The sequence below is a fragment of the Mycetocola miduiensis genome, assembly GCF_900115155.1.
Classification (GTDB): domain Bacteria; phylum Actinomycetota; class Actinomycetes; order Actinomycetales; family Microbacteriaceae; genus Mycetocola_A; species Mycetocola_A miduiensis.
Genome location: NZ_FOVM01000006.1, coordinates 63,155 through 84,668 on the forward strand (window position 1 = coordinate 63,155; position 21,514 = coordinate 84,668).

Here is a 21,514-nt window from a genome sequence, read left to right on the forward strand (position 1 = left end):
CCCGCTATGAGGTTGGCACGCTGAAGCGCGACAGCCGGAACCTCTGCAGCAGCGGGCTGGCGATGCCGGTGAGAATTTCCTGAGCGACGAGTTCGCCGAGGATCAGCCCGAGCGTCGCGCCGCTGTGCGTGAACAGCACGTGCAGGCCGGGGATCTCGTCGACAGGCCCTGCGACGGGTTCACCATCACCGGGGATGGGCTTCGGTCCCACGCCGTAGCGATCCAGTTCAAGAGTGGGGTGGCCCGCCAGGACGGCGGATGCTTCGGCCAGCAGACCGGCGAGGGTGTCGTCGTTCACCTGGTACGAACCGTTTCCGAGGTCGACGACCTCTTCTTCCGACCAGCCCGAATCGAGGACCAGAGTGCCGTCCGGAGTCGGTCGAACCGCCACGCGAGGCGTGTTGAGCACGGCTTTCAGGTCGGTCTTCACCGGGTGGGTCGTGAGCAGCAGTGAGATCGGCGTCTGGTCTTCGACCCTCACTCCGAGCTCGTCGAGGGCGCCGGGCACCCACGGACCAGCGGCCAGGACCACCGCGTCTGCCTCGTGCACGTCGCCGCCAGCGGTTCGCGCGCCGCTGGCGCGCCCGTTCGTGACGTCAACACTGACACGGCCGACATTGTCGTGCACGGTCCCACCAGCCGCCCGGAACCCGGAAAGTAGGTGTTCGATCAGGGAAGGGAGGTCCACCCACCCCTCACCGGGGTTGAAGATCGCACCTTCCGAATTCACCGAAGATGGATCGACACCGGGTGTCCAACGCTCGATCTCGTCGGGCTGCAACCAGACCGAGTCGTAACCGATCGAACGTTCGTGCTGGTAGCGACTCGCGTAGCTCTCGCCTGGAGCGGCCCAGGTCAGGCCGCCCTCGAAACGGAGAAAGCGGTTGTCGCCGAGCTTCTGGCCGAGAGTGCGGTAGCGGTCGATGCCCGCCATCCGAAGCGCGTGGTACTCCGGTGAGCGCTCGCCGGCGGAGTTCAGCCATGACAGTGATCGTCCGGATGCACCGGAGGAGATCGCTGATTCGGTGAGGAGTGTCACGGATGCCCCCGCTCGGGCGAGGTGGGTGGCGGTCGATACGCCGAGCACTCCTCCTCCGATGACGACGACGCGAGCTGAGCTGGTAGGGGTTGTCATGATGTCCTTGCTGGTGAGAGAAGAGAGGAGCCGCTGGCGGCAACGGAGTGGATGTGTTCGATGAGTTCGATGACCTCGAGTGAGTCGCGGGGATCGACCGGGAGGGATGCGCCGCGAAGCAGGGCATCCGCCAGCAACGCGTAGAAGTCGTCGTAGGAGCCGCGTCGTGCAGGTACGCCGGCGGTCGATTCTCCGACCCCGAGTTTTCCCCAGGCTGTTGGAGGCTCGACACCGTAGTCGGGATCCGCTGGCGAGGCACCCCGCAACAATGCTTCCTCCTGGAGGTCGAGACCCCATTTCGTGTAGCCCGACTGCGAGCCGAGTACGCGGAACCGGGGACCGGACTGGGCCGAGACCGAACTCATCCACAAATGTGTTCGAACTCCTGAGGAGTGACGGAGCGCGACGAATGCGTCATCGTCGGCGACATTGTGCGGATTGCGCACGTCGAGTTCGGCGGAGATCTCTTCGACCGCTCCGAACAACTGGAGCGCCTGGTCGAGAAGATGCGTCCCCAGATCGAAGAGGATGCCGCCGCCCTCGTCGGCCGTGGTCGTCGCCTTCCAAGCCTTGGACGGTGTCGGCTTCCACCACTCGAACCTCGATTCGAAGCGGTGAACCTCGCCGAGAGCACCCTGCTCGAGCAGTTCGCGCAGGGTGAGGAAGTCGGCGTCCCATCGCCGATTCTGGAAGACGGTTAGCGGCACGTTTTTCGCGGTCGCTTGATCGATGACCGCCCGCCCTTCGGCCGACGTTGCCGTAAACGGTTTGTCGACGACGACGGCGAGGCCAGCGTCGATTGCGCGCATCGCGATGTCCGCGTGAGTGTTGGGCGGGGAGCCGATCACGACGAGATCCAGTTCATCCGATCGGTCGAACAGTCCGTCGGCGGTGTCGACGATGCGCGCCTCTTGATGCTGGCTGGAGGCTGCATCCTTTCGTTCAGGGTCCGACGTCACGACGAGGTCCACCGAGAATTCCGGATTCGCCGCGAGGAGCGGGCCATGGAAGACACGACCCGACGTGCCGAATCCGATGATGGCGGTCCGGATCCCGGTCACTAGAGCACCTCAGAGAGGAAGAGGCGGAGCCTGGGACTCTGCGGCTTGTCGAAGAGGTCTTCAGGTCGCCCGGCTTCGACGACCTTGCCCGCGTCCATGAACACAACCTGGTCGGCGACGCGGCGGGCGAAGTTCATCTCGTGGGTCACGACGACCATGGTCATGCCCCGCTGGCCGAGAGAGGCCATGAGGTTGAGGACGCCCTTGACGAGTTCGGGGTCGAGCGCGCTGGTGACCTCGTCGAAGAGCATCACCTCCGGCTCCATGGCAAGGGCACGCGCGATCGCAACGCGCTGCTGCTGGCCACCGGACAAGTCGCGCGGCCGGTGGTGTGCGCGGTCTGCCAGCCCGACCTCGGCGAGACGATCCGCCGCGACGTCAAGCGACTGCTGCTTGCCCAGTCCTTTGACCGTGCGGAGGGCGAGCGCGACGTTTTCGAGCGCGGTGTGGTCGGGAAACAGGTTGAAGTGCTGGAACACCAGCCCGATCCGCCGGCGGAGGATGTCGGGCTTCACCTTCAGCGCACTTTCCCCGGCGAGGAGCACGTCTCCGCTCTTGGGCTCATGCAACCGGTTGATGCCGCGGAGCATGGTGGACTTACCCGAGCCGGACGGGCCGATCACGCAGGTTGTCGTGCCTGGTTCGACCTTCATGCTCACTCCGCGGATGACGTCGATGTCTCCGTAGGCCATGGTGAGGTCGACCAGCTCAAGCCCGGAGCCGTTGTAGACGACCGCGTCGGTGACGGGGATAGGTGATGTGTAGGTCATGTGTTGCTCCCGTAGGTGAGTGCGACCGGTGACTGCGGCTGAATCTCTTCGACTTCGTCGAGTCCGCTCTTGGGCGGCGTTGCCTTGCGGCGGCCGGTGCGGAACCGGTTGTCGAAGTAGTTGACGAGGTGCGTCAGCGGGATGGTGATGATCAGGTAGAAGAGGCCGGCCATGACGAGCGGCGACAGGTTGCCGGTCAGAACTGCGGCGTCCTGCCCGACCCGGAAGAGTTCACGTTCGCTGACGAGCAGGCCCAGGAAGTACACGAGGCTCGAGTCCTTGACGATTGCGATGAACTGGTTGACGAGAGCCGGCAGGACCCGTCGGATGCCTTGCGGGACGACGACGAGGCGCATGGCCTTTCCGTAGCTCATGCCGAGGGCTCGACAGGCCTCAAGCTGGCCGCGGTCGACGCTTTGGATGCCTGCACGGAAGATCTCACCGATGTAGGCGGAAGCGATCAAGCTCAGGGCGAGAATGCCGAGCGGATAGGGCGAGGGGCCGAACACGGTCTGGCTGAAACGTGCGAAGCCCTGGCCGATGAGAAGGATCGTGAGGATCGCTGGAAGGCCACGGAAGATATCCGTGTAGATTCGCGCCGGGATGCGCAGCCAGCGAGAGGTGGAGATGCCCATCACGGCGATGATCATGCCGAGGACGACTCCAATAATCGTGGCTGCGATGGAGATGATGAGGGTGTTGACGAGGCCGGTGCCGAGCAGTTGCGGCAGGACGACGATCATCGCCTCGACGTCGAAGAAGGTTTTGACGATGTTGTCGAACCAGTCCATGGTGATCTCTCAGAAGCTAGGGGGTGGTGCGGGTGTCCACGCGCTGCCGCGCGGACACCCGCAACGGTTTAGGATTCAGGCGTCGGGGTCGACGTCTGTTCGGCTTTCGGCAGGTACTGCTCGGGCATGGGGGAACCTGGGAACCACTTCTCGTACAGTTCCTTCCAGGTTCCGTCTTCCATCGCTTCGGCGAGTCCCTTGTTGAGGGCCTCCACAAGTTCTGTGTTTCCCTTCGCCACGGCGAAGCCGGCTGGGGCGTCGAACGAGGGGATGTCACTGACGCTGACGAGTCCGAACTGCTCGATGTATGCCTTGGCCGACTCGTAGTCGAGGAAGTGGGCGTCGACGGTGCCGGTGTTCAGCGCGGAGATTGCCGAGTTGTTGTCGGGGAACCGCACCAGCTCCGTGTCCTTGAAGTTCTTGACGGCGTAATTCTCCTGGAGCGTGCCCTGGACGACGCCCAGGCGCTTTCCGGCAAGGTCATCCTCCGTCTTCACGGCCGATTCCTTGGAACTGAGGATGGTGAGGTAGCCGGCGAGGTAACCGTCGCTGAAGTCGACCGTCTGCTTGCGCTCGTCGGTGATGCCGATCGCAGCAACCCCGACGTCGTACTGCTCGTTCGCCACGGCGGCGAGGAGGCTGGAGAAGTCCTGCCCGGTGAAGACGACATTGTCGATGCCGACGCGGTCGGCGACATCCTTGAACAGCTCGACGTCGAAGCCGGTGAACTCTCCACTGGCATCCGTGAAGGTGTACGGCTTGATGTCGCCGACGCTGGCCACGCGGACCTCGCCCGGGGTGATCAGGTTGTAGGGGTTGTCATCGGTGCTGCCGGCGGCTTGCTGGCTGCCTCCACCTGCTCCGCTGCAGGCAGAGAGAGTGAGGGCGACGGCTGCGGCGGCTGCGAGAATTGCGGCCCGGCGACGAGGAACTTGGTACTTCACGGCGAATCCAATCGGGGTGGTTGGCGTGCAGGCCGGCTGAGCGACGGCTCTGTTGCTCTGGGAAGGGAATTGGTGCTGATGGCTTGCCTTGAGTCCGGACTCATTTGCTATGGTGAGTCCGGACTCAATTGCATGAGTAGGAACTTACATCGGCCCCCGAGGGGTGTCAATAGCCTCTTTTGGAAAGGTTGCCATGACCGCAGCATCGAGGAGACGCGAAGTGACCGTCGCCGACGTCGCACGTGAGGCGGGCGTCGCGAAAGCCACGGCGTCTCGGGCGCTCGGCGGGTACGGAGCGGTGAGCGATGAAGCGCGCGATCGTGTTCTGGCGGCGGCAGAAGCACTGGGATATCGCCCAAACGAGCTCGCCCGCAGCATGAACACGGGCAAGTCGAAGACCATCGGGGTCGTCGTCGGCGACATCGAGAACGGCTATTTCGGCTTGGCGATGCGGGGGATTTCGGATGCCGCGAAGCGGGCCGGGTACGACATCATCCTGGTCAACACGTCCGAAGACGTCGAGGCTGAGATCGACGCGGTGCGCTTACTCCTCGACAAGCGCGTAGACGGGTTGATCGTCGCCCCCGCATCCGCATACCGAACGGAACACCTGCGCGAAGTGCACCAATCCGGCCACCCGCTCGTGTTGCTCGACCGGCGGATCGAAAGCTTGCCTGCCGTCTCGGTTGGCGTCGACATCGCTCCGGCTGCGCGTGCAGCGACGAGAGCTCTCGTCGCTGAGGGGCATCGGCGCATCGCATTTGTTTCCGCGCTGGGGACCGATGGTGAGCGTTACAGCGGATTGCCCCTCGGCGTTTCGTCGGTGACGGACCGCCTGGTGGGGATCCTTCAGGGACTGGAAGAGACAGGTATTCCGATTTCGCCAGAGCTGATCCGGTTCGAGGCACACGGCGCGGAGAAGACACATGCGGTGATCGCGGATCTGCTGGCGCTCAGCGAGCCGCCGACCGCGATCCTCCTTTCGGATAGCCTCGTCGCTCTCAACGTACTGCTCGCTTTCCGCGAGCTGGGAATAAAGGTCCCCCGCGACGTTTCCGTTGTTGCCTTCGACGACGTCGATTGGGCGGCCATCACCGATCCGCCGATGACGGTCGTGTCCCAGCCGATCTACGACGTCGGTGTCACCGCGGCGGAGGAACTGCTTCGACTGATGCGCGGAATGGCGCCGGATGCCACTACTCTTCGTCTGCCTGCGGCGCTGGTGGAGCGGGATTCGATCGGCCCGGTGGCGGTCAGTGCCCAGTAGGACGCAGCTCGATCGGCGGCTCGGGCCGCCGCCTCGAGCGCGGCGGGGGCGGCGGCGGCACTTCCTTGGCCGCGATCACCGCACTGAACGCGATGGTCTCCAGCCCGCGCTTCGTCGCGATCGCGCAGTGAGTGTCGTCGGCGCGGAGGAACCAGCCGAGGGCATCCGTCGCCTGCCCGTCAGGCAGCTGGTGTCGCACGACGACGCGGGTTCCTTCGCCGGCGGAGCGGAGGAACGCGACCGCCTCATCGCCTAACATGCGGATTTCGGAGTGTGGGGGAGCATCCGTCCAGCCTCTCATGAGCCGCCGTCGAACCCCCTAGCCGACCGATCGAGCGGCGGCGTACCCTGATGTCGCCATCAACCAACGACGAAGGGAACCCCATGCCTGACATCACGGTCACGACTCCCGGCGCACCCTGCTGGCTCGAGCTTACGACCTCAGATCCTGCTCGCTCGCAGGAGTTCTACAGCGCGCTCTTCGGATGGGACGCAGAAACCGGCGATGAGGTGTTGTACGGCGGGTACGTCAGCTTCAGCATCGCGCACCGGCGCGTGGCCGGCGCCATGAAGAAGCAGGACGATGCGCCGTACCCCGACACCTGGTCGGTGTACCTGCTCACGACGGATGCTGAGGCGACCGCCGAGGCGATCGCCGAAGCAGGTGGGATGAATATGTTCGAGGCGATGAACGTGCCGGAGATGGGCGTGATGGGCTTCGCCACCGACCCTGTCGGCGCGACGGTCGGGTATTGGCAGCCAGGCAAGCACACGGGGTTCCAGGTGGAGCGGGAGCACGGCGCTCCGGTCTGGTGCGAACTGCTGGCGACAGACTTCGACAAGGAGGTCGAGTTCTACGAGAAGGCCTTCGACTGGACCCTGAGCCCCGTGGACACCGGCGACGAGTTTCGGTACATGGTGTTCGAGAAAGACGGCAAGCAGTTCTGCGGCATTTACGACGCCGCCTCCATGCTCGGCGATGAGCCGGCCGGCTGGGCGGTGTATTTCGGTGCGACGGATGTCGACGCAACGGTCGCGAAAGCCGTCGAGCTCGGTGCGACGGTGAAGGACGAAGCCACGGACACGCCGTACGGCCGAATTGCGAGCCTCATCGACCCGACCGGGGCTGTGCTGCGAGTGATGTCGATCTGAGCACTCGCCGAACGGGGCGCTCCGCGTCCGGGCGGTTTCACTTAGTCCGGACGGATTCATGCGGAGCACCGGGGGTTTCCGTCCGCATCAGGTGATGTCGATCTGATTCTTCGCGTCAGCTGGCCCACTCGAGCAGGCGCTCGAGCTGCCAGGTGGTCACGATGCGCTCCGCCGGGATGCCGGCCGCCTCGGCGCGGGCGGCGCCCAGGTCGAGGAGGCCGAGTTGGCCCGGAGCGTGAGCGTCGCTGTCGATGCTGAATAGGCATCCGGCGTCGAGTGCGACCTGGATGAGATCGTCGGGCGGGTCCTGTCGTTCGGGCCGCGAGTTGATCTCCACGGCGACGTCGTTCTCGGCGCATGCCGCGAAGACGGTGGCCGCGTCGAAGGTCGACTGCGGGCGGGTGCCCCGGCTGCCCTGGATCAGCCGCCCGGTGCAGTGGCCGAGGACGTTGGATCGTGGATGCCTGATCGCTGCGAGCATCCGTTCGGTCATTGCGTTGGAATCCATCCGTAGCTTGGAGTGCACGCTCGCGACGACGAGGTCGAGCCGGCCGAGCACCTCGTCGGACTGGTCGAGTTCTCCGTCGATGAGGATGTCGACCTCGATGCCGGCGAGCATCCGGAAGTCGTCGAACTGGGCGTTGAGCTCGTCGAGTTCGACCAGCTGCTTCTCGAGGCGTTCGGTGCTGAGCCCGTTCGCGATCGTGAGCGACGGCGAGTGGTCGCTGGCGACGAGGTAGTCGTGGCCGATGCGCTGGGCGGTGCGCGCCATCGATGCGAGGTCGGTCGTGCCGTCGGACCAGGTGCTGTGACTGTGCAGGTCGCCTTTGAGTTTCGCCCGCAGCGAGGTACCGGCATCCGTGACCGGGCCGCCGATCTTCTCGCGCAGGTCGGCGAGATAACCGGGAACGTCACCATCGACGGCCTGTTCGATCACGGTGTACGTGGTAGAGCCGATGCCTTTCGTGCGTTTCAGGCTTCCGTCGGCGACCCGCGTGGCGATTTCGTCGTCGCTGAGCGGCGCGATCGCAACGATCGCTGAACGGAAAGCCTTCGTTTTGAACGGCGAGGCGAGGTCGCGCTCCAGGAGGAAGGCGATCTCGTCGAGGGCTTCGGTCGGCCTCATTGCATCTCCGCTCGGTCAGCCGGACAGGTCGGGGTCGTCAGGTTCCCAGCATGGCACCGACGCGGATCGCGGGCGAGCGGTTGCGGCGCGGCATCCGCTCGTCAGCGCGCCTCGAGGATCTGTTTGATGTTCGCGAGGTCCTTGTGGTTCGCGGCATACGCGGCGACGACCGCCTGCGGCCGGCGGACCACGACGGCCGTTTCGACGTCGATCATGGGAACTCCTTGCTGCGGCTACTGGTAGGTAACCAGGTCGGGGGCGGGCGAGACGGCAGTCATCGTCTGCTCGGGTGTCAGCATCGGGAGGTCTTCGTCGTAGAAGTTCTTCCACCCCCAGTAAACGTCGGTCGGGGCGTCGCGGTGCAGGTTCGCCCAGGTCGCCTGTTTGTCGCTCTGGCCGCCCTGCCCGTCGGCGTGAATGAGTACCGCGACTTCGGGCCGCGAGCGGTCAAGAGACGCGCGGTCAGAGATCATGGCCGTCCGGAACTGGTGCAGCACGAGCATCTTCTGCGGCAGGGACTTCTCGTTGGTCAGGTCGGCGAGCCAGCTGGTCACGGTGTTGATCTCGGCGGCGCTGACGGAGCCGATCTGTCGCAGTGGAACCTGGTCGGGTCCGAGCCGCCATTCCGGGTCGAGGGCGAGGCCGACATTCGGCAGTTCGAGCAGCGGCTGGTACATCTTCGCCTGGGTGAGGAAGTCGGTACGGCCCGGCTGCAGGTCGAGGACGACATACAGTCCCGCTGCGGCTGCGGCATCCACGAAGGGCCGGAGGCTGTCGACCGGCAGCTCGTTGGAGTAGTTGCCGTCCGCGCCCGCGCCAGCGGCGGCGACGGTCGCGATGATCTCGAACATGGGCACGACGGTTTTGTCGGTGAGGGCCTCGTAGGGAGCCGCGAGGTCCCTGGCGCGCTGGACCGAAGCTTCAGCGCCCTGTTCGCCGAGGACGCCGAGGACGCCCGTGCTCGGCGTGCCGTACAGGGCCACGAACTGGTGTTGCGGGAACAGGACCTGCCCGCCGCCCGGCAGCTGTGTGCCGCTTCGGGCCGTACGGATCTTCCAGTCCAGGGCCGGTTGGCCGGCGAACTCGGCGCCGATCGCCAAGGTTTTGGTTGTCTTCGACGCGTGCAGCGCCTCGATGACGGATGCCTGCGCTTGCGGGTTCGGGGACTCGGCGGGAAGCAGATGCACCGGAATGCCCGCTGCCCGCGCTGTCGCAATCGAGGCGAGCTGGGCGGCGCCGTCGACCGCGAGTGCGACCGTGTCTTCGAGCGGCGCGGCGCGTTTCGGGTGGGGGATGCTCGTCGACGGGCCGGTGCTGGCGTGGCTGTCGCCGGATTGGTCTGGCTTGGGTGCTTCGTGGGCGGCGATGATGGTCGCGAAACCGGCCGGGTCATCCGTGGCGGGTTTTGCGAGTTTGAGACCGGTCGCCTCGGAAATGTCCGCAGCTTTCGCCGGCACTTGTTCGACGGTGATCTCATCGTCGTGCACCGGTTCGACGTTGCCGATAACGAGTGCCGTGGTGGTGCCCAGTCGCTCCAGTTCGGCATCCAGCCCGGAGGCTGCGCTGTCCTCGGTCGCCGCCGGGCTGCTGGATTCTTCCTCCGGCGCAGCGGTCGTCGTGCTCGTGCTCGTGGGTTTACCGGTGTCGCCGACCAGTAGCGGAACGCCGAGGCCGATCGCGGTGCGGGCCGCCAGTTCCTGAGCGTTGGCGTCGCCGGTGGGGGCGATGACGACAACGGGGGACGAGTCGAACAGTTCCCGGCTCGTCGCGACGGATGCATCCCGGTCGTCGGGTGCGTCGATCACCGTGAGGGCGGCATCCGGACCGGATGTCTTCACCGCGCCACTCGACGGGCGATCCGGCGCGCTCGCGGTGCACGCCGTGAGCGCGAGGAGCCCCATCAGTGCCAAGGCGGTAGGCCGCGTGAGCCGGGTCAGGGTTGGCATGCCCCCACGGTATGTCACCCGGAGGAGGGGCGCGACATTGACTCGCCCAATTCACTAGACAGGCTCGCTAACTAGTGAGACTATCTACTCGTGACAAATTCTGCCTGGCCGGGCGACTGGATGCGAGCCGCGCTTGCCATGTGCGTCCTGCGGACGCTCACCGACGGCCCGACGTACGGGTATGCGATCGCCGGTGCTCTGGAGGATGCGGGCTTCGGGGTCATCAAAGGGGGGACGCTGTATCCGTTGCTGGCGCGACTGGAGGCTTCGGGCTGGGTCACCACCGAATGGCGGGCTGGCGAGGGTGGTCCCGGGCGAAAGTATTTCGCGCTCACCACCACCGGCCAGCACGAGCTGGAACACCAGAGCAGCGAGTGGGACAGCTTCACGCGTACCGTGCGGAAGCATTTGAACAATATTGAGGGGAAAGCGTGAACATCGGCGTGTACAAGGCGAACAGCGCGTGGCTCGAGGACCTGGCGGTTGAGTTGCGGCTCCGCGACGTCCGCGGGCGGGACATCGGGGATGCCGTGGCCAGCGCGCGTGAGTTCCTCACCGATGCAGAGGTGTCGGCCGAAGACACCTTTGGTACGCCGGGCGTTTCTGCTCGTTGTGGTTCTGCTCTTTGCGGTCCAGATTGTTGTCTCCGTCGTCTTTGGCGGAACAGCGGTTGCATCGATCCCAGCCCTCCCGGTGGCCGGCGTCGGGGGAGCCCTTCTCCTGGGAGCAGCTCTGTGGGCCCAGGTGCGGCTATCAGCCGACCCGATTGCGAACCCGCTGGCGGACGAGCAGACGACGACGAGGTCACGCCGGTTTCTCGATGTGCTTCCGGCCTGGATCCTTGTCGTGTTTGCGGGGGTTTTCGTCACAATCGACGTCCTGCTGCTCGGCGGCTCGTAACCAAAACCCACACGAGCGCGCCCCCTGGCGCGTCGATGCCGGGCAGAAGATAGACCTGGCGCGACCGAATTCGCAAGGGCGTTGCCGTTTTTTTCCTGTCTGCAAGAGTGAAGCCACTGACGCACGGGGGGTGAAGTCATGTACCGCATACGGTCTGATCTTCATGCGCCCGTTCGGCTGCTCCTCCTTTCACTCGGCCTTGCCGCTGTCTGGATGGTGATCAACTTCTTCGTCAGCACCAATTTCGCCCACGCTGACGAAGGCGATTCCCGCACGCTTCGCGGAGGTGTCGCGTCGATCGTTGGTGGTGTCCACCCCGGCCTTATCCGGACCCGGTGCCCCGGGGTCCGGCTGAAAACGGCAACACTGGGTTGCCGAGCAGCCCCGGCACGAGCGGCACATCGGCGGGTGGCCCGACAGGGCAGTCCTCCGCAGCCGATCTCTCATCGTCCTTCGCGTTGATGCTGGCGCAGAATCGACCGCCGTCCCAACCGCCGCTCCCGTCGGCTCGTCCATATCCGGGGATTATTCCATCGCAGGTGGCAGCCACGTCACCGGTGCGGTGAGAGTCCCGGTCAGCACCGGCGGCAATGCCGTGTCAGTGGTCGGGGACTCCTCGTCATCAGACGCAGCCACCTGACAAGGGGTTGACCGCCCCGCGACCTCGGACCGACAGTGTGGGCCATGAGTACCAGCACCGAACCGACGCAATCCGCCGAAGAGCCCGCTCGCCGCGACCCCGGCCCCCGTGCTCAACACCTCGACGCCGAATACGTTCTGCCGCTGCGCTGGCCCGAGTACCGCACCGACGACGTTCTCGAACTCACCGATTACCTCGACGAGATCGGCGCCGTCCTCGACGTGACCGTGGTCGACGGATCCCCGCCCGACATCTTCGCCGCGCACCGCGCTCTGTGGGCAGACCTCGTCCGGCACGTGAAACCCGACGGCCCGCCGACCGCCAACGGTAAGGTCGCCGGGGTGATGACCGGCATCCGCCTGGCTCGGCACCGGGCGGTGATCCTCGCCGACGACGACGTCCGCTACGACCAACGCGGCCTCAAGCGCATGGTCACCGAACTGCAAACTTCGGACCTCGTCCGACCCCAGAACTACTTCACCGCGCTGCCCTGGCATGCGCGCTGGGACACCGCCCGGAGCCTGATCAACCGTGCCGTAGCATCCGACTATCCCGGCACGATGGGTGTCAACCGCGACCTCGTCCTCGAGTTGGGCGGTTACGACGGCGACGTGCTGTTCGAGAACCTTCAACTCATCCGCACGATCGAGGCAGCGCACGGCCGGGAACGCCGGCTCGACGATCTCTTCGTCGGGCGGATACCCCCGAGCTCGGCGCACTTCTGGCGGCAGCGGGTGCGGCAGGCCTACGACGACTTCGCCCAACCCGCCCGGCTGCTTCTCGAACTCAGCCTCCTGCCGGTGCTGTTGGGGAGCATCCGTCACCCGGCACGCCTCGCGGCTGTTGCGGCCTCCGCGATCGTGCTCGCCGAAGTCGGCCGTCGGCGAGCGGGCGGCACCGCCGTGTTCCCGGCGACCAGTGCGCTGTGGGCGCCGGTCTGGATACTCGAACGCGCCGTCTGCGTCTGGCTTGCCGTCGGCTCACGGATGCTCGGGGGCGTGAAATACGGGAACGCACGACTACACACCGCGGCCCACTCGACTACCGCCATCCGGCAAAAGCTCTCTGCACCTCGTCAATAGTTGCGCCCGCCCGACAGCTGGCGCCACACACCCACCGTGCAACGATGGAGGTTCGAGGTCTGGAGGCAGGATGACTACCGAAACGATGCGGGCGGTCGAATACCAGGGTGCCGGGGGTCCGGAGGTCATCCGGATCGTGCAGCGTCCGCGGCCGGAACCGGGTCCAGGTGAGGTACTGATCAAGGTCGCCGCCGCGGGGCTGAACCGTGCCGACGTGCAACAGCGACGCGGTGTGTATCCGCCCCCGCCCGGCGCGTCCGACATTCCGGGCCTCGAAGTCAGCGGAACCGTCGCCGAGATCGGACCGAACGTGTCCGGGCTCGAGGTGGGAGCATCCGTCTGTGCGTTGCTCGCCGGCGGGGGGTACGCCGAATACGTGGTCGTCCCGGTGGGGCAGGTGCTGCCGGTGCGTGCGGGGGTCGAACTCGTTGACGCGGCGGCGCTGCCTGAAGTGACCTGCACGGTTTGGTCCAACCTGTTCATGAATGTGCGGGTCACGGCAGGCGACTGGGTCCTGATCCACGGCGGCGCAGGCGGTATCGGCACCATGGCGACCCAGCTTGTTGCGGCGTTCGGTGCTCACCCGGTGGTGACCGCGGGCAGCGCGGAGAAGCTCGAATACTGCCGAGGCTTCGGGGCGGTGGCCGGGATCGACTACCGCCGGGACGACTTCGTTGAGCGGATGCGAGAGATCTCCGGCGGGCACGGCGCCGACGTCATCCTCGACGTGGTCGGCGCGGAGTACCTCGACCGCAACATCCGTTCCCTCGCGTTCGGCGGACGACTCGTCGTCATCGGGCTACAGCGCGGGTCGAAAGCCGAACTGGACCTTGGCCTGCTGATGTCACGGCGCGCGAGCGTGCTCGGAACGACCCTGCGAGCCCGGCCGGCGGAGGAGAAGGCGCAGGTCGTCGCCCAGGTCGCCGAGCACGTGTGGCCGCTGATCGAAGCGGGAGTCGTGCGCACTGCGGTCGAAGCGCGGTACCCGCTGGAGGAGGTCGCCGAGGCCCACCGGCATTTCGACTCAGGTCGGCACACAGGAAAGATCCTGCTCACCATGTGATTCTTCGTTCATGTCAATGCCTTGAGTCGTGTCAGTGGCTGGGGGTTCAATTGTCCTGAGGGGATGCCACTGGGCATCAACCAGTGGGGAGGGTGCCATGAGCGCTTCGATGATATTTGCGGACTTTTCGGCGGCTGGTGGGCACGCCCCTGATCAACATTTCCACGCGGAATCCCTCGACGTTGAAGGGCTGTTGGCGCTGCTCGCCTATGAGAAGGCACATGGCAACCGCGTTGCGATCATGCAGGCGCTGACCGAGCGGCTCGCCGCCGTGCGGAGCGGTGTCGAACCGACGGGGCCGTTGGGGGCTCACCTGCCCCCGACGTTCGTTGCCTGAGTCGTGAAGGTCAGCTTTACTGCGCCGCTGTGGGAGTGGGACGCGAGGGCAGCATGGTATTTCGTCACCGTACCTGCTGAGCAAAGTGATGACGTCCGTGACCGTCCGCGGATGCCGCGTGGCTTCGGAGCGGTGAAGGTGCGGGCGACGGTCGGTGGTTCCACCTGGGACACCTCGGTTTTTCCCGACAGCTCGGCCGGCTCGTACATACTTCCGGTGAAGAAGGCGGTGCGCGAGGCGGAGGGGATCGGCGAGGGAGACCCGGTCGAGGTGCGGCTGCAGTTACTGGAGCTGTAGCCCCCGCGCCTGCACTTTGTTGGTCGGGTCACTCGGGGAGCGAGCGTTTCGCGAGTCCTCCACTCTGCTCAACAGGACGCCGTATGCAGGAGTAACGCTCAACAGGAGCAATGGGCTCCTCTCGCAAGAACCTTCCTGTCGGGCGTGCACGGCGTCGTTGTGCGCGAGGACCCACCTACCCGCCGCCCAGCGCCGACCTCTAACATCAGGCATGGAATTCACAACTGACAGGGTCGCACTCGTCACCGGTGCGTCATCGGGGATCGGCGCTGAGACGGCCCGGCACCTCGCCGGCCTCGGCTTCACCGTTTACGCCGCAGCTCGACGTGTCGACCGGATGTCTGAACTCGCGGCACGTGGCATCCGCACCGTTTCGGTGGACGTGACAGATGACGCGTCGATGGTCGCCCTCATCGACCAGATCCTCGCGGAAACCGGTCGGATCGACGTGCTTGTGAACAATGCAGGCTATGGCTCGTATGGCGCGCTCGAGGACGTGCCGCTCGATGAGGCCCGCCGCCAGTTCGAGGTCAACGTGTTCGGGCTCGCGCGTCTGAGCCAGCTGGTGCTTCCGCACATGCGTGCCCAGAAGGATGGCTACATCGTCAACGTGTCGTCGATGGGCGGCAAGATCTGGGAGCCGCTCGGCAGCTGGTACCACGCCACCAAGTTCGCGGTCGAAGGGCTCAGCGACAGCCTCCGGGCCGAGGTCGCACCGTTCGGCGTGAAGGTCGTCGTGATCGAGCCGGGGGTGATCCGCTCGGAGTGGTCCGGTATCTCAGCTGACACCCTCGAAGCCACGAGCGAGGGTTCTGCCTACCGCAGCCAGATCACCGCGATGGCGCGGGCGCTGCGTGGGGCGAACACGAATCGGATCGCGTCGCATCCGCGGGTGGTCGCGGTGGCGATCGGCAGGGCTGTCTCGACGGCGAAGCCGCGCACCAGGTATGCGGTCGGCGGCGGGGCGCGGCCAATCCTGTTCCTGAACCGGATCCTCACCGACCGCGGGTTCGACGGCTTCATCCGGCGCGTGTACGGAATGCCATCGCAGGCTGAGTAGCGCCCGTCGAACGAGTTGGGGCCGCCGCTCGGGTGGGGCCGCTTATCCCACCGAACGGTTTGCAGGAGATCGCACGGTTATCAGGACAGAAAAAGCAAAAATCTCCTGATATTCGTGTGATCTCCTGATCTGCGTGCGACGAGTGCGCAGCAGGGGTGTGGCATCCGCCGCAGAGACGGGGTTAAAGCTGCCCGAGCAGTTCCCCGACCGCCAGACCCGTTGATGCGTCGGCCAGATTCACGAGCCGCAGCCCGACATCCGTCCCGATCGGTTCCCGTTGCCCGCCAGAGTGCACCACGAAATCGCCGACCACCGTCAGCTGGCTCGCGTGGCAGCGAAGCGCAGCGGTGACCACGTCGACGTGTGAGGTCAGCGAGAACCACTCGGCGTCGGCGGCGGGGGCCTCCAGCAGTTCGGCGAACGGAATCCCCAGCAGAGCGGATGCCGTCAGTGCGGCATCCCGGATTCGAACGTGATCGGGGTGGCCGTATCCGCCGCCGGAATCGTAGCTGATCACGAGCGATGGCCGCTCCACGGTGAGCAGTGCAGCGACGTCATCGACCACCTCGCCGAGCGGCGCGACGGAGAGGGCGTCGGCATCCGCGTCGTCCGCCGGACCCGCCAGCCCGGGCCGAATCCAGGCCATGCCCGAGTCCCGGTAGCGTCGCGGAGGCAGCCCGGCGCAACGCGCCGGTGCCTCGCCGAGCCAGTACTGCGCAGAGACCCCGAGCGCAGCGACCGCGCCGGCCAGCTCGTCCTCGCGGGCGCAGGTCAGGGCATCCGCATCGGTCGAAGCGGGCAGCGCACCAGCCACGATTTCGCCGCGTTCGCCGCGGGATGCCGTCAGCACCGTCACCCGGACCCCTCGCGCCACCAGTTCCGCGATAAGCCCACCCGAGGCGAGCGTTTCGTCGTCGGGGTGCGCGTGCGCGAACAGGACCGAGGTGACGCCGTCGAGAATGCCGGGCACCGACAGTGCGCTCACGAAGCAACCTCGGTGCGCGACCCGAGCAGGTGGGTGCGCACGCCGAGCAGGTGGGTGTGGATGTCGGCCGTCGCTGTGGCGGTCCGGTCCCACGGAAGAGAAAAGGCGTGGGCGCGCCCAGCGGCACCGAGCCGGGCGGACTGCGTGTCGTCCTCGGGAAGAAGGCTCATCAGGGCGATACGGAGGGGCACTCCGTGAGTTTACGGGGGCTGGCTGGGTGTTCCTTCGGTGCCCTCCGTGGTCGAGTGCCCCGCGCTGCACCGCTCTCGCGAGGCGCGACTTCACCCATTCCGGATGAAAGCATCCGACGCACCCGGTGGAATTGACCGGAACGCGTGAAGTGAGAGCGGGTCTCAGTGGGCGGGCAACGAAAAGGGCGGGGTGCCTCCCGGCACTCCCGCCCCCGTTCAGACGGTGGGACTAGTCGTCAGCACCGTGCGAGTGACCGCCGCCGCTACCGGTGGTGCCCTCAGGACCAGCCGGAGCTGGCAGCCGGACACCGCCGACGACGTTCTTGCCGACCACACCGTTGACCGACTCCGTCGAGTACGAGTACACGAGGACGGCGAGCGCGATGGCGTCGATGTTCACGTCGAGCGCCTCCATGCTGATGTTGTCGATGTCATCGCAGGCCTGGTGGTAGCACTGGTCAAGCGACTCACCTGCGACACCGCCCCAGATTGCCTGCTGCTCGTCGGTCTTGATTTCCTCGGCGCCCGTGAACAGACCACCGGCCGGAATTCCGTTCAGGATGAACGCCTCGTAGTCGCTACGTCCGCTGAACTCGGCGTCGTCATACGGCACGCCGACGCTGGTGAAGTAGCTCTCGAAGAGGTCCTCGATCGCGACCGATCCTTCTGGAACGACTACAGGAGCCGGGAAGGAGGACTCGTCACCGTCGTACACCATGAAGATGTAGTTGGGCGAAGCGACCATGTCGAAGTTCAGGTACAGCGCGATGCGGTCGCGCTCAGCCTGGCTCAGGCCGGCGACGTACTCTGCCGATCCGATCAGCCCTGCTTCTTCAGCACCCCAGAACGCGAGGCGGATGGTGTTCTCTGGCTTGAGCTTCGACATTGCCTGGGCGATCTCGAGCAGCGAAGCGGATCCGCTGCCGTTGTCGTTGATTCCAGGGCCTGCCTGCACAGAGTCGAGGTGCGCGCCAGCCATCACGATGTTGTCGTTGTTCTTGCCAGGCAACTCCGCAATGACGTTCTTCTGCGGACGCTCCTCAGGCATGGGCACCATCACGTGAGCGGTCGATCCAGCCTGTGCCAGCGCGACACCCTGCGGGTAGCTCGCGCCGACCACGGGGATACCGACGATGTTCGACCCACCGAGGGTGCCGACGATGAGGTCCTGTCGGTCGGCAGTGTCAGCGTCACCAGCGTTGAAGATGATGACACCGGATGCGCCGGCCGCCTCAGCGTTCAATGCCTTGTCGGCAAACGGGCAGGTTCCGCGCTGGATGAGCGCGATGTTGCCCGCCGGGAAGCCTGCGAAGTCGGCGGCTTCACAGCCGCTCGTGTTGGTGTTCGGCGTGGTGAGTTGCACGTCGACCGGTGTGACGTCTGCCGTCACATCGCCCGGGCCGCTGCCGGTGAACGGGCCTGTGGGGTACTCGGCAGCCACGGGCGTGAGCTGTTCGAGAGTCGACGGCCCCACGTAGGTGAACGGGAACTCGTCGATGGTGACATTCCATCCAGCCGCTTGGAGAGTCTCGACGACGTAGTCGACACTCGCCTCATAGCCGGGGAGGCCGGCCGCGCGGTTGCCGCCGTTAGCATCCGCGATCGCCTGGAGCGCCTCAAGGTGCTCCAGAGCTCCGTCGGCGTCGACGCAGACAAGGAGCTGCTTGATGGTGTTGTTGTTTCGCTTCTCGCAAGCCTGCGAGGAGCCCGGTGTGCCGGAACCGGGTGCGGCGAACGCGGCCCCGGTCGGGACAAGCGCGAAAGCGGCCAGCGTCGCTGTAGCGACCACCGCCGTTCGTGCTCGTCTCGAAAGTGTGGCAGTTGACTTCATTGTCTCCCTTTCACTCGGTACCCCTGGTCGGGGCACACGTTGATCGAGAGCATAGGTCGATACTTCGCGCCCCAACACCCCCCATCTCCAAAAAAGAGGGTCTCGAAAGTCACTGCCGTTCGCCTCCCGGCCTGCCGACATCCTCAGGTTCGAGGGGCACACCCCCCCCTCGTTGGCCGAGCAGCCGACCGAGCGAAGTGAGGCCGGCGTATCGAGACCACCCTCCGCTCAAAGCCACCGAGGAGCGGCAGGCACCTCGCCTGTCTCGGCAGTGACTCCCTCCGATCCGCGCCCGGTCGCCCACGCGGCGAGGGTCGCGGCAGTCCCACTCAAAATGACAGCCGAGGCGGCGTCGCCGGAGGTCACCGGATCATCGCGATCAAACGATCGAAGCACAAACGACGGAAGTGATTCTGCTGCTCGGCGCGCGTCCCACCCGCCCAGCACCTCCGCCAGCAGGCGGTCGATCACGTCCTCGGGAAAATCGGCGAAACGGGCACCGGTGTTGAGGTCGACAGCGTGGATCCACACCTCCCGCGCCCGCATCCATGCCGTCTCCGACGCCGGAATCGGCTTGCCCTGGGCACTCCGCACCTCATGCGACCAGGCATCCGGTTCGAGGTTCCGCCACGCGGCGTCGAGCAGTGACGCCGAAGAGTGAGACAGCTCGCGCAGCTCTTCAGAGGGAAGCAGCACTGCGGATGCGATGTCGTCGTTGCGTTGGGTGGGGGAGTTGTACATCGGCGTTTCAACGCCGGTTGCGGCCCAGGCAGCAAGGTTGGCGAGTGCTCGAGCGTTGAGCCCGACGTGCGCGATCACGTGCCTCCGGGTCCAGCCGGGGAGCGCCGATTCCGCGTCGAGGTCCGCGTCGCTGAGTGCGTTGAGTTTCCGGTCGAAATAGGCCTGACCCTGGTGGACGAGGCGCAGCTGTGCCGTCGGGGTGGCATCCTGCAGCTGATTTTCGGTGTGGCCCTGATCGGCGAACGTCATGTGAACTCCTGGTTGCAGTCGACCCCGCCTGGCGGATGGAGAGGGTCAGCTTACGCCGCTTCGGGGCGCCTCCGCTGGTCGCTATTGGTCGAGTAGCTGACCGAGCGAAGCGAAGCCAGCGTATCGAGACCAGGGCACACCACCTCAGCCACCGGTGTCGACTGAGCGCGTCCCTCGTCCCTCGGTCGCCGCCGCATCGAACCCGTGGTCGTGACGGATGGCTGACGTCGACCCGGCGCGTAGTTTGACCCGCAGACAGCGGATACCCTCGGTGGTACTCGCCCCTATCTGTTCGAACCAAACCCCCAGGAGCCACCGCATGCCAATTCTTAACAAAGACATGCAGGTTTGCATCTCGCTGTCCGGACGCCCGAGCAACCTGGGCACCCGCTTTCACAACTACCTCTACGACCTCCTCGGGCTGAACTTCGTCTATAAGGCGTTCACCACCGATGACCTCGAGGGAGCCGTGCGGGGCATCCGTGCCCTCGGTATTCGCGGCTGCTCCGTCTCCATGCCGTTCAAGGAAGCCATCATCCCGTTCCTCGACGAACTCGGGCCGTCGGCGCGAGCCATCGAATCCGTCAACACCGTCGTCAACGACAACGGGAGGCTGCGCGCGCTGAACACGGATTTCGAGGCCGTCGCGACCATCCTCCGCGAGGGCGATTTCGATCGCACGCAGCCGGTGCTCGTCCGTGGGTCGGGAGGCATGGGCAAGGCCGTCGTTGCGGCTTTCCGCGAGGTCGGATTCGACGACCTCACGGTGCTTGCGAGAAATGCGGATGCCGGTCGCGCGCTTGCCGACAAGTACGGCTACTCGTTCGCCAGGGAACGCCCCGATCGCGAGTTCGGGATGCTCGTGAATGTGACGCCGCTGGGAATGCAGGGCAGCGACTCCGAGGCGCTGGCGTTCGATGAGGCGGCGATCCGCGCCGCGTCGACGGTATTCGATGTCGTCGCGTTCCCGAGCCGCACGCCGCTGATCCGGCGGGCGGAGGAGCTCGGCAAGGTGATCCGGACGGGTGCGGAGGTGGTGGCGCTGCAGGCGGCGTTGCAGTTCAAGGAGTACACGGGGGTGTCGGTCTCCGCCGACCTCGTCCGGGAGGCGTCAGAGTTTTCGCGAGCGGAGGCGTAGAGCGCACACCTGCTGGTCGAGTATCGAGTATCCGGCAAAGCATCATGAGCACAACGGCGAACAAGGCATGGCTCGACGACCTCGTGCTCGAGCTGCGGCTCGCCGACGTCAGCGGTGCCGACATCGGCGACGCGGTCGCGACCGCTGAGGAGTTCCTCGCCGATTCCAACGAAACCGCGACGGATGCCTTCGGCCCGGCCCGCGACTACGCCCGGTCGCTGAATCTTCACCCCTTCCAGGGGTGAAGGGCGACGTTTCCCGTGCCATCATCAGCGGTCTCGTGAGCCTGGTCGGGTTCTTCGCTGTTGTATTCGCCGCCCCGGCAGCGCTCATGGGCAACCTCGTCGAGATCCGGGCATCGCACATCTCGCTGAGCGTGATGGCTCTCGTGCTCCTGATGTTGGCGCCGCTCGTGTTTCCGGTGATCGCCCGGGCTCGAAGGTGGACGCTCTTTACTGCCGGGTTCGCGCTTTTCGCCGTGCAGGCTACCGTTGAGTTGACCCTGCGTCACATCGTGCGTTTCGAGGTGTCGGGCTTGCCTATCGCTCTCGTCGGCGCTGTGGTTCTGATCGGTGCTGCGCCGTGGGCGGCGTTCCGTCCGGGCACCGAAGCGGAGCCCGTGCGGGCACCGCTGACGAAGCCGGCGACCGCAACTGGATGGTCGCGGTTCGTTACGGTGCTGCCGAACTGGATCCTTGTGGTGGCGGCGGCATTCTTCGTTGCGGTAGATCTGTTGCTACTGCAGACGTAGTCGACCTCGCCCGGCGGAGACCTGGTTCACTGCTCCTTCGGCGACCTTTGCCTTGGG

General features: G+C 65.7%; 25 protein-coding genes. 12 read left to right on the forward strand and 13 right to left on the reverse strand.

Going from position 1 to position 21,514, the window contains the following annotated elements:
• Positions 1–4: 4 nt before the first annotated feature.
• The 5 genes from BM197_RS10735 to BM197_RS10755 form a co-directional block, all read right to left on the reverse strand.
• Positions 5–1,135, reverse strand: coding sequence for an NAD(P)/FAD-dependent oxidoreductase (locus BM197_RS10735; RefSeq protein WP_090711354.1), 1,131 nt, complete (start codon positions 1,133–1,135; stop codon positions 5–7).
• Positions 1,132–2,196, reverse strand: coding sequence for a Gfo/Idh/MocA family protein (locus tag BM197_RS10740; protein WP_090711355.1), 1,065 nt, complete (start codon positions 2,194–2,196; stop codon positions 1,132–1,134). The genes BM197_RS10735 and BM197_RS10740 overlap by 4 nt, the downstream gene beginning before the upstream one ends.
• The gene (locus tag BM197_RS10745) at positions 2,196–2,966 is read right to left on the reverse strand and encodes an amino acid ABC transporter ATP-binding protein (protein ID WP_090711357.1); all 771 of its coding nucleotides are present in this window, start codon (positions 2,964–2,966) and stop codon (positions 2,196–2,198) included. The genes BM197_RS10740 and BM197_RS10745 overlap by 1 nt, the downstream gene beginning before the upstream one ends.
• Complete coding sequence (locus tag BM197_RS10750) at positions 2,963–3,757, reverse strand: amino acid ABC transporter permease (protein ID WP_090711359.1); 795 nt, start codon at positions 3,755–3,757, stop codon at positions 2,963–2,965. The genes BM197_RS10745 and BM197_RS10750 overlap by 4 nt, the downstream gene beginning before the upstream one ends.
• Before the next feature lie 68 nt (positions 3,758–3,825).
• Positions 3,826–4,701: an ABC transporter substrate-binding protein gene (locus tag BM197_RS10755; protein WP_425435715.1), complete on the reverse strand. Its 876-nt coding sequence runs from the start codon at positions 4,699–4,701 to the stop codon at positions 3,826–3,828.
• 193 nt (positions 4,702–4,894) lie between these two features.
• Here BM197_RS10755 and BM197_RS10760 point away from each other — a divergent pair, with 193 nt between their 5' ends.
• On the forward strand, positions 4,895–5,968 hold the full coding sequence (locus BM197_RS10760) for a LacI family DNA-binding transcriptional regulator (protein WP_090711363.1): 1,074 nt from the start codon (positions 4,895–4,897) through the stop codon (positions 5,966–5,968).
• On the opposite strand, the gene BM197_RS10765 is transcribed toward BM197_RS10760, so the two are convergent.
• Positions 5,955–6,227, reverse strand: coding sequence for a putative acetyltransferase (locus BM197_RS10765; RefSeq protein ID WP_090711365.1), 273 nt, complete (start codon positions 6,225–6,227; stop codon positions 5,955–5,957). The two genes, BM197_RS10760 and BM197_RS10765, sit on opposite strands and share 14 nt — an antisense overlap.
• 125 nt (positions 6,228–6,352) lie before the next feature.
• Here BM197_RS10765 and BM197_RS10770 point away from each other — a divergent pair, with 125 nt between their 5' ends.
• A complete protein-coding gene (locus BM197_RS10770) occupies positions 6,353–7,120 on the forward strand; it encodes a VOC family protein (protein ID WP_090711367.1) in 768 nt (255 codons plus the stop codon).
• A gap of 115 nt (positions 7,121–7,235) precedes the next feature.
• Here the strand turns inward: BM197_RS10770 and BM197_RS10775 are convergent, their stop codons facing one another.
• Complete coding sequence (locus BM197_RS10775; protein WP_090711368.1) at positions 7,236–8,246, reverse strand: PHP domain-containing protein; 1,011 nt, start codon at positions 8,244–8,246, stop codon at positions 7,236–7,238.
• A gap of 233 nt (positions 8,247–8,479) precedes the next feature.
• Positions 8,480–10,192 (reverse strand): hypothetical protein, encoded by a 1,713-nt coding sequence (locus BM197_RS10780; protein WP_090711370.1) that lies wholly within the window; start codon positions 10,190–10,192, stop codon positions 8,480–8,482.
• Between the two features lie 90 nt (positions 10,193–10,282).
• On the opposite strand from BM197_RS10780, the gene BM197_RS10785 reads away from it, so the two are divergent.
• On the forward strand, positions 10,283–10,627 hold the full coding sequence (locus BM197_RS10785; protein ID WP_245762497.1) for a PadR family transcriptional regulator: 345 nt from the start codon (positions 10,283–10,285) through the stop codon (positions 10,625–10,627).
• A gap of 177 nt (positions 10,628–10,804) precedes the next feature.
• On the forward strand, positions 10,805–11,092 hold the full coding sequence (locus BM197_RS10790) for a hypothetical protein (protein ID WP_143095056.1): 288 nt from the start codon (positions 10,805–10,807) through the stop codon (positions 11,090–11,092).
• Between the two features lie 189 nt (positions 11,093–11,281).
• On the opposite strand, the gene BM197_RS16720 is transcribed toward BM197_RS10790, so the two are convergent.
• Positions 11,282–11,407 carry a hypothetical protein gene (locus BM197_RS16720; RefSeq protein ID WP_281247429.1) on the reverse strand — a complete coding sequence of 42 codons (126 nt, stop codon included), beginning with the start codon at positions 11,405–11,407 and terminating at the stop codon, positions 11,282–11,284.
• Between the two features lie 369 nt (positions 11,408–11,776).
• Between BM197_RS16720 and BM197_RS10795 the strand changes: the two genes are divergently transcribed.
• From BM197_RS10795 to BM197_RS10815, 5 genes are all read left to right on the forward strand, one after another.
• Positions 11,777–12,814, forward strand: a complete 1,038-nt coding sequence (locus tag BM197_RS10795) for a glycosyltransferase family 2 protein (protein WP_090711377.1) — start codon at positions 11,777–11,779, stop codon at positions 12,812–12,814.
• Between the two features lie 85 nt (positions 12,815–12,899).
• The gene (locus BM197_RS10800) at positions 12,900–13,877 is read left to right on the forward strand and encodes an NAD(P)H-quinone oxidoreductase (protein ID WP_090711379.1); all 978 of its coding nucleotides are present in this window, start codon (positions 12,900–12,902) and stop codon (positions 13,875–13,877) included.
• A gap of 97 nt (positions 13,878–13,974) precedes the next feature.
• Positions 13,975–14,214 carry a DUF8129 domain-containing protein gene (locus BM197_RS10805; protein ID WP_090711381.1) on the forward strand — a complete coding sequence of 80 codons (240 nt, stop codon included), beginning with the start codon at positions 13,975–13,977 and terminating at the stop codon, positions 14,212–14,214.
• Positions 14,215–14,217: 3 nt separating this feature from the next.
• Positions 14,218–14,511: a DUF1905 domain-containing protein gene (locus BM197_RS10810; RefSeq protein WP_090711383.1), complete on the forward strand. Its 294-nt coding sequence runs from the start codon at positions 14,218–14,220 to the stop codon at positions 14,509–14,511.
• A gap of 211 nt (positions 14,512–14,722) precedes the next feature.
• Positions 14,723–15,571 carry an oxidoreductase gene (locus BM197_RS10815; protein ID WP_090711385.1) on the forward strand — a complete coding sequence of 283 codons (849 nt, stop codon included), beginning with the start codon at positions 14,723–14,725 and terminating at the stop codon, positions 15,569–15,571.
• 181 nt (positions 15,572–15,752) lie between these two features.
• Here the strand turns inward: BM197_RS10815 and BM197_RS10820 are convergent, their stop codons facing one another.
• From BM197_RS10820 to BM197_RS10830, 4 genes are all read right to left on the reverse strand, one after another.
• Positions 15,753–16,556, reverse strand: coding sequence for a PIG-L deacetylase family protein (locus BM197_RS10820; protein ID WP_177216808.1), 804 nt, complete (start codon positions 16,554–16,556; stop codon positions 15,753–15,755).
• Complete coding sequence (locus BM197_RS16310; protein WP_177216809.1) at positions 16,553–16,747, reverse strand: hypothetical protein; 195 nt, start codon at positions 16,745–16,747, stop codon at positions 16,553–16,555. Before BM197_RS16310 ends, BM197_RS10820 begins: the two co-directional genes overlap by 4 nt.
• A 229-nt stretch (positions 16,748–16,976) precedes the next feature.
• Positions 16,977–18,578 carry a M28 family metallopeptidase gene (locus tag BM197_RS16725; protein WP_090711389.1) on the reverse strand — a complete coding sequence of 534 codons (1,602 nt, stop codon included), beginning with the start codon at positions 18,576–18,578 and terminating at the stop codon, positions 16,977–16,979.
• 228 nt (positions 18,579–18,806) lie between these two features.
• Positions 18,807–19,568 (reverse strand): maleylpyruvate isomerase family mycothiol-dependent enzyme, encoded by a 762-nt coding sequence (locus tag BM197_RS10830; RefSeq protein ID WP_090711391.1) that lies wholly within the window; start codon positions 19,566–19,568, stop codon positions 18,807–18,809.
• Positions 19,569–19,887: 319 nt separating this feature from the next.
• On the opposite strand from BM197_RS10830, the gene BM197_RS10835 reads away from it, so the two are divergent.
• Genes BM197_RS10835 through BM197_RS10845 form a run of 3 tightly spaced genes read left to right on the forward strand, consistent with a single transcriptional unit; the run spans position 19,888 to position 21,457 of the window.
• Entirely contained in the window at positions 19,888–20,706 is an 819-nt protein-coding gene (locus BM197_RS10835) for a shikimate 5-dehydrogenase (RefSeq protein WP_090711393.1), read from the forward strand.
• A gap of 44 nt (positions 20,707–20,750) precedes the next feature.
• Positions 20,751–20,951 carry a hypothetical protein gene (locus BM197_RS10840; protein WP_090711395.1) on the forward strand — a complete coding sequence of 67 codons (201 nt, stop codon included), beginning with the start codon at positions 20,751–20,753 and terminating at the stop codon, positions 20,949–20,951.
• A complete protein-coding gene (locus BM197_RS10845; RefSeq protein ID WP_090711397.1) occupies positions 20,948–21,457 on the forward strand; it encodes a hypothetical protein in 510 nt (169 codons plus the stop codon). Before BM197_RS10840 ends, BM197_RS10845 begins: the two co-directional genes overlap by 4 nt.
• Positions 21,458–21,514 lie beyond the last annotated feature (57 nt).